The sequence below is a fragment of the Planktotalea sp. genome (assembly GCF_039984035.1).
Lineage (GTDB): Bacteria > Pseudomonadota > Alphaproteobacteria > Rhodobacterales > Rhodobacteraceae > Planktotalea.
Genome location: NZ_JBDWVM010000051.1, coordinates 1 through 6,146, shown reverse-complemented (window position 1 = coordinate 6,146; position 6,146 = coordinate 1). Strand labels below are relative to the sequence as shown.

Here is a 6,146-nt window from a genome sequence, read left to right as displayed (position 1 = left end):
GATTATCGTATTTTGACCCGCTCCCTTTTGACTGGCGTCGATGAAATCGAAGAATTTATGATCCCCGTTCCCTTTCCGCATGAGGAAGACGCGCGCGAGCAAAGTCTCGAAATGCGCCGCCGTGCGATGGATCACTTGGCCAATGAGGGTGTGATCGTTCTTTTCCCTTCTGGCGTCGTTGCTTCGTCTAAATCTTGGTTTGGACCTGCGATTGAAGAACAATGGAACCCGTTCACGGCGAAAATGATCAATCGCTCAGGTGCGACGGTGGTTCCAATCCATTTCCCTGGACAAAACAGTCGCGCCTATCAGATCGCGAATTGTATTTCGCCCACGTTGCGCCAAGGACTGTTGATCCACGAAGTGATGCACGCCTGTGGCAAGCCACAGAAGCCTGTGGTGGGCAAACCGATTGGGCAAGAGACGATCAAAGAATGGTCAAGCAATCCACGCGGTTTTGTTGCGTGGCTGCGTGATCATACGATGTCGCTCGGCAAGAGCTGATAGGTTAACGCGTCGGGACGGGAACGTCGCCACTGTAGTCATAAAACCCGCGACCAACCTTGCGCCCGTGCCAACCGGCTTCGACGTATTTCGTCAGAAGGGGGCAGGGGCGGTATTTTGTGTCGGCCAGACCGTCATGCAAAACGTTCATAATCGCAAGGCAGGTATCGAGCCCGATGAAGTCGGCCAATTCGAGCGGCCCCATAGGATGATTAGCACCAAGCTTGAGCGATTGGTCAATCGAATGCACAGATCCCACGCCTTCATAGAGCGTATAGACAGCCTCGTTAATCATCGGCATCAAGATACGGTTTACGATGAATGCAGGGAAGTCTTCGGCTGAGGCCGCTGTCTTGTTGAGCTTGTTCACCACGCCAAGGCAAGCTTCGTAAGTTTCTTGATCAGTTGCGATCCCGCGGATGAGCTCAACGAGCTGCATGATCGGTACAGGATTCATGAAGTGAAACCCCATGAAGCGCTCAGGGCGGTCTGTCGCAGCGGCTAATCGCGTGATCGAGATGGAAGATGTGTTTGACGTGAGGATCGTGTGATCCGCAAGATGAGGCAGCAAAGTCTCGAAAATCTTATGCTTTACATCTTCCCGCTCAGTCGCGGCCTCAATAATCAGATCGGCTTGCCCAAGCTCTGGAAGGTCTACCGTTGTGGTAATCCGCGCCATCGCTTTGCTATGCTCTTCTGGGCTAAGCGCCCCTTTGGAGACTTGACGGGCTATGTTTTTGTCGATCCGGGCAACTGCCGCATCGAGCGCTTCTGCGTTGATATCGTTGAGCAAAACGTCATAGCCCGCAACAGCCATTACATGCGCGATGCCATTGCCCATTTGGCCGGCTCCGACAACTCCAATGCGGTTGATTTCCATCTGTCTCTCCTCACGCGTTCGGGGGACAATAGGCCGTTGCGGCTTGGCTCTGCAAGGGCTGCTCGTGCAAGTTAGGTTCAAGTTTTACGTTTAGCTTCTTATTAATCGAATCGCGCCAGTTTTAATCTCGGGTGAGAATAAAGGTGGGTGCAATGACCTATAATTTAACAGGCTTTCGTGGCCTGAACTACGATCTATGTGCATATGATGGCTCGCGACTTTTGTTCAGGGGGCCCAAGGCAAATCTGAATAAGCCTTATGTTGCTTTTTTGGGTGCGACGGAAACTTTTGGAAAGCCTGTCGAGCATCCGTTTCCCACGTTGTTGTCGGAGCATTTGCCAGCTGTTCCTGTTAATCTGGGGATTATCGGAGGGGGGCTGGATGCCTATCTCAATGATCCTGCCGTGATGGCGCTCGCTAAGAACGCGGATTTGCGGGTTGTGCAAATCATGGGGGCGTTGAACCTGACCAATCACTATTTTCGGGTGCACCCGCGTCGTAATGATCGCTTTGTATGTGCGCATGAAACGCTATGCCGTCTGTTTCCAGAGGTCGATTTTACGGAGTTCCATTTTACTAAGGCGATGTTGAGCGCTCTGCAAAGATGTTCGAAAGAACGGTATCAAATGGTTTGCGATGAATTGCAGAATATCTGGCTCGCGCGGATGACGATGCTGCTAGAGAAGTTGGGAAAGCGAACAGTGCTTTTATGGTTCGCGGGTACGCCACCACCTAAAGATGCTATCAATTCGCCGCGTGATCCAATGCTTGTGGATGCGGATATGGTCCATCGTATGAAAATGAAATCTAATGCTTATGTGGAATCTGTGCCAGATGAGCGTTGCATAAAACATGATGAACTGGAGTTGTTGGAACAATTGGCGAGCGGACCCGCCGCAAAGCAACTGATGGGTCGAAAGGCGCATCTACTTGCGGCGCAAGCGCTACAAGAACCCTGCATGCATTATCTGCACCAATGAAAAAGGCCCGCAATCAACGCGGGCCTTCATTTACTTCACAAGGCGGGCAGAGCCCAGTTCGTGAATTATAGCTTAGATGTCAGCTCTGGCACTGCATCGAACAGGTCAGCGACCAGACCGAAGTCAGCAACTTGGAAGATCGGAGCTTCTTCATCTTTGTTAATCGCAACGATGATCTTGGAGTCTTTCATGCCTGCCAAGTGCTGGATCGCACCGGAGATACCGACAGCCACGTAAAGCTCAGGAGCAACGACTTTGCCCGTTTGGCCAACTTGCCAATCGTTAGGTGCATAGCCTGAATCAACCGCTGCGCGGGATGCGCCAACCGCTGCGTTCAGCTTGTCTGCAAGAGCTTCGATGATTTTGAAGTCTTCTTCGGAGCCAACACCGCGACCACCAGACACAACAACGCCCGCAGACGTGAGTTCTGGGCGATCAGACGCCGCAACCTTGTCTTCAACCCAAGAGCTGAGCGCTGGATCAGCCGCTGCGCCGATGGATTCAACAGATGCAGAACCGCCTTCGCCAGCCGCATCAAACGTTGCGCCACGGAAAGTGATGACCTTCTTGGCATCCGTTGATTTCACCGTCTGCATTGCGTTGCCCGCGTAGATAGGACGCTCGAAAGTAGATCCGTCAACAACAGCTGTCACATCGGACAGAACCATTACGTCGAGCAATGCAGCAACGCGTGGCATGATGTTTTTCGCGTCCGTCGTTGCTGGCGCTACGATGTGCTCATAATCGCCTGCGAGAGAAACGATCAGGTCTGCGACTGGCTCTGCCAAACGCTTGCCGTAGATCGCATCTTCCGCGCAAAGCACTTTAGAAACACCTGCGATTTTTGCCGCCGCTGCCGCTGCATCGGAGCATGTCGCGCCTGTGCAAAGTACAACAACGTCACCCAATGAACCTGCTGCTGTGACTGCTTTTGCAGTCGCGTCGAGCGCCAATTCACCATCGTTAACTTCTGCGAGAAGTAGAACAGCCATTATACAGCCCCCGCTTCTTTAAGTTTCTCTACCAGCTCATCAACTGAGCCAACCTTGATACCGGCCGCGCGCGCAGCTGGTTCCGCTGTACCTTGGATTTCCAAGCGCGGTGTCACGTCGACGCCGTAGTCATCCGCTGTTTTCTCATCCAAAGGCTTTTTCTTGGCCTTCATGATGTTCGGCAGGGACGCGTAACGTGGCTCGTTCAAGCGAAGGTCAACTGTCACAACAGTTGGCATGTTCACTTTGATCGTTTGCAGACCGCCATCAACTTCGCGCGTGACCGTTGCCGCATCGCCGTCGATGTCGACTTCGGATGCGAATGTCGCTTGGGACCAACCCATAAGCGCTGAGAGCATTTGGCCCGTCGCGTTCATGTCGTTGTCGATTGCTTGCTTGCCGCACAGCACGAGGCCGGGCTGCTCTTCGTCAACGATACCTTTCAGGATTTTAGCAACCGCCAAAGGTTCGATATCCGTGTGAACGTCGTCAGCAGCAACCACAAGGATTGCGCGATCCGCGCCCATCGCGAGAGCCGTGCGAAGCGTTTCTTGCGCTTGCTTGACGCCAACAGAAACGGCAACCACTTCGTCCGCTTTACCAGCCTCTTTGAGACGGATCGCCTGTTCGACAGCAATTTCGTCGAAAGGGTTCATGGACATTTTAACGTTGGCGAGATCAACACCGCTTCCGTCCGCTTTAACGCGCACTTTAACATTATAGTCGATAACGCGTTTGACAGGTACAAGCACCTTCATTGACGTAGGTCTCCTTTAAGGTCAGAGCCGCTTTGCGACTCTTTCAAATATTCCTTAGGCTGTATTATATTCTTGCGCGCTCAGGAAACAGGCCAAAATCGTCAGATTAATGCAAAACTACGCCGCGTTAATGAAAGTTGACGCAAGATTAGGTTGACGTAATGTTCCTAACGGTTGGCTCCAGGCACCCAAAGCACATCATCTTTGCCGTTGTCATTGGCCAGCCGTCCGGCAACGAAAAACCAATCGGACAGGCGATTTAGGTATTTCACAGCAGCAGGGTTTACCGTTTCAACCGTCGAAAGCTCGACTGACAAGCGCTCTGCACGGCGCGAAACCGTTCGGCACAAATGCATTTGTGCTGCGAGCGCAGAACCACCCGGCAGAATAAAGCTTCGCAAAGGCTCTAGCTTTTCATTCATGACATCGATTTCTGCTTCGAGCCGCGCGACTTGCCCATCGGTCATACGGAGAGGGGCGTATTCAGCGTCTTTGTCTTTTTCCATGTCTGGACGGCAAAGATCGGCGCCAAGATCAAAAAGATCGTTCTGGATCATGCTTAACTGCGTATCCAATTCACCGTCGGAATGCTGGCGTGCAAGGCCAACAGTGGCGTTGGTTTCGTCAACGGTGCCATATGCGTTCACGCGCAAGGAATGCTTCGCAACGCGGTCGCCATTTCCGAGCGCGGTTTCGCCTTTGTCACCGGTTTTGGTGTAAATTTTGTTGAGAACGACCATGACTAACCCTTTGCGAAGTAAACGACGGCGAGAATGAGTAAAACAGCAACGAATTGCGCGTAGATACGGTATCGCATGATGCGGTTGGCGTGTTTGCGGTTGAATTCACCGCCTTTGGCAAAGCCGCCAATTCCGAGCGCAAGGATACCGACCACCGCAAGCATTGCGATGATCATGATTAAGAATAATGGGTCTGTGAACATGGTCGCCCCTCAGTGCGTTCGCCGTTTTGATTGCTGTAGATGTAGTTGTCAGCGGCAAAAAAGCGAATGATTAATGTCGATCGCGGAACTTTGGTCGCAGTTTCTTTGGATCAAGAGGCGTTCAGCGCAGCAAAAAGCCCGTCTCTCAAATGAAAAACGGGCCAAGGTCACACTGACTTGTGAGACGTTTTTAATTGTTTGATGCGGTCAGGAGGAAATCAGCCATCCAGCCTTCGTTTCCGTTTTCACGCACACGAAGCTTGACCCAACCGTTGCCGGGGTCTTGCAGTATTTCAACTTCTTCACCGTTTGATAGTTTGGCGATGATCCCGAAATTCTGACCCGGACCTGAGCGCATATTGACGCGGGCCGCTGTGACTTCGCGAATGTCGCGGAAGGGCTCCTCGGCTTCAGCGACTGCTGCGACCAATTCTTCAACTTTTTCGTCTTCAAGCGGAACGGCGACTGTTTCGTCCACAACACTCGGCGTTGGTTCAGCGACTTCGCGTGTCACGATTGCGCTTGCGAGGATGACCTCAGGCAATGGGGTAGGTGCGGCGTTCAAGCGTTCGATTTTTGCTTCGGCCAGCAGACGTTCTTCTTCCGCGCGCTCTACTTCAAGCGCAGCACGTTTTTCTTCTGCGATCGGTACGAATTCACTGCCGCCGCTCATTTCGTAAAAGGCGAACGCCATAAATGCGAATGTTATTATAATGATTTTACCCATGAATCCCCCCGGATACATATTTACTCCCGAACTTTTTCAGCCCGAGTTACCGCTACAAGGTCCTATATACCTGATTCTGTTCGAGAGTCGGGGGGAAATCACAGTTTTTTTCTCCCATTGTTTGTTTAGCAACTTCAGCGTGCGTGCTTCACATCTTGCTGCGCGTCGGAGGTGAGGCTACAAGCAAATCATGAACGATAGCACCACAGACGACACCCCCTTGGTTCCCGATCTCAGCGAGCCCTTGCGCCGTGCGCTAGGCGAGCGTTATCTGACCTATGCGCTCTCTACGATTATGCACCGCGCTTTGCCCGATGCGCGGGATGGTTTGAAGCCAGTGCATCGCCGTATTTTGTTTGCGA

General features: G+C 52.2%; 8 protein-coding genes and 1 pseudogene. 3 read left to right on the top strand and 6 right to left on the bottom strand.

Going from position 1 to position 6,146, the window contains the following annotated elements; translation table 11 throughout:
* Positions 1 to 504: pseudogene (locus ABJQ89_RS02295) on the top strand (acyltransferase); the annotation flags it as partial.
* Positions 505 to 508: 4 nt separating this feature from the next.
* Here ABJQ89_RS02295 and ABJQ89_RS02290 read toward each other — a convergent pair.
* Positions 509 to 1,384, bottom strand: a complete 876-nt coding sequence (locus ABJQ89_RS02290; RefSeq protein ID WP_348494655.1) for a 3-hydroxybutyryl-CoA dehydrogenase — start codon at positions 1,382 to 1,384, stop codon at positions 509 to 511.
* Between the two features lie 152 nt (positions 1,385 to 1,536).
* Between ABJQ89_RS02290 and ABJQ89_RS02285 the strand changes: the two genes are divergently transcribed.
* Complete coding sequence (locus tag ABJQ89_RS02285; RefSeq protein WP_348494654.1) at positions 1,537 to 2,364, top strand: DUF6473 family protein; 828 nt, start codon at positions 1,537 to 1,539, stop codon at positions 2,362 to 2,364.
* Positions 2,365 to 2,429: 65 nt separating this feature from the next.
* Here ABJQ89_RS02285 and ABJQ89_RS02280 read toward each other — a convergent pair whose 3' ends face one another.
* From ABJQ89_RS02280 to ABJQ89_RS02260, 5 genes are all read right to left on the bottom strand, one after another.
* Positions 2,430 to 3,356: an electron transfer flavoprotein subunit alpha/FixB family protein gene (locus ABJQ89_RS02280; RefSeq protein ID WP_348494653.1), complete on the bottom strand. Its 927-nt coding sequence runs from the start codon at positions 3,354 to 3,356 to the stop codon at positions 2,430 to 2,432.
* A complete protein-coding gene (locus ABJQ89_RS02275) occupies positions 3,356 to 4,114 on the bottom strand; it encodes an electron transfer flavoprotein subunit beta/FixA family protein (RefSeq protein WP_348494652.1) in 759 nt (252 codons plus the stop codon). Before ABJQ89_RS02275 ends, ABJQ89_RS02280 begins: the two co-directional genes overlap by 1 nt.
* 167 nt (positions 4,115 to 4,281) lie before the next feature.
* Complete coding sequence (locus ABJQ89_RS02270) at positions 4,282 to 4,854, bottom strand: cob(I)yrinic acid a,c-diamide adenosyltransferase (protein WP_348494651.1); 573 nt, start codon at positions 4,852 to 4,854, stop codon at positions 4,282 to 4,284.
* Between the two features lie 2 nt (positions 4,855 to 4,856).
* Entirely contained in the window at positions 4,857 to 5,057 is a 201-nt protein-coding gene (locus ABJQ89_RS02265) for a twin transmembrane helix small protein (protein WP_348494650.1), read from the bottom strand.
* A gap of 190 nt (positions 5,058 to 5,247) precedes the next feature.
* Positions 5,248 to 5,784: an SH3 domain-containing protein gene (locus ABJQ89_RS02260; RefSeq protein ID WP_348494649.1), complete on the bottom strand. Its 537-nt coding sequence runs from the start codon at positions 5,782 to 5,784 to the stop codon at positions 5,248 to 5,250.
* Positions 5,785 to 5,974: 190 nt separating this feature from the next.
* On the opposite strand from ABJQ89_RS02260, the gene ABJQ89_RS02255 reads away from it, so the two are divergent.
* On the top strand, positions 5,975 to 6,146 hold a 172-nt coding region (locus ABJQ89_RS02255), incomplete at its 3' end, for a DNA gyrase subunit A (RefSeq protein WP_348494656.1).

What these genes read in the sequence shown, in the direction of transcription:
- ABJQ89_RS02290 (WP_348494655.1), bottom strand. Translation starts at nt 1,384, where the DNA reads ATGGAAATCAACCGCATTGGAGTTGTCGGAGCCGGCCAAATGGGCAAT.
- ABJQ89_RS02285 (WP_348494654.1), top strand. Translation starts at nt 1,537, where the DNA reads ATGACCTATAATTTAACAGGCTTTCGTGGCCTGAACTACGATCTATGT.
- ABJQ89_RS02280 (WP_348494653.1), bottom strand. Translation starts at nt 3,356, where the DNA reads ATGGCTGTTCTACTTCTCGCAGAAGTTAACGATGGTGAATTGGCGCTC.
- ABJQ89_RS02275 (WP_348494652.1), bottom strand. Translation starts at nt 4,114, where the DNA reads ATGAAGGTGCTTGTACCTGTCAAACGCGTTATCGACTATAATGTTAAA.
- ABJQ89_RS02270 (WP_348494651.1), bottom strand. Translation starts at nt 4,854, where the DNA reads ATGGTCGTTCTCAACAAAATTTACACCAAAACCGGTGACAAAGGCGAA.
- ABJQ89_RS02265 (WP_348494650.1), bottom strand. Translation starts at nt 5,057, where the DNA reads ATGTTCACAGACCCATTATTCTTAATCATGATCATCGCAATGCTTGCG.
- ABJQ89_RS02260 (WP_348494649.1), bottom strand. Translation starts at nt 5,784, where the DNA reads ATGGGTAAAATCATTATAATAACATTCGCATTTATGGCGTTCGCCTTT.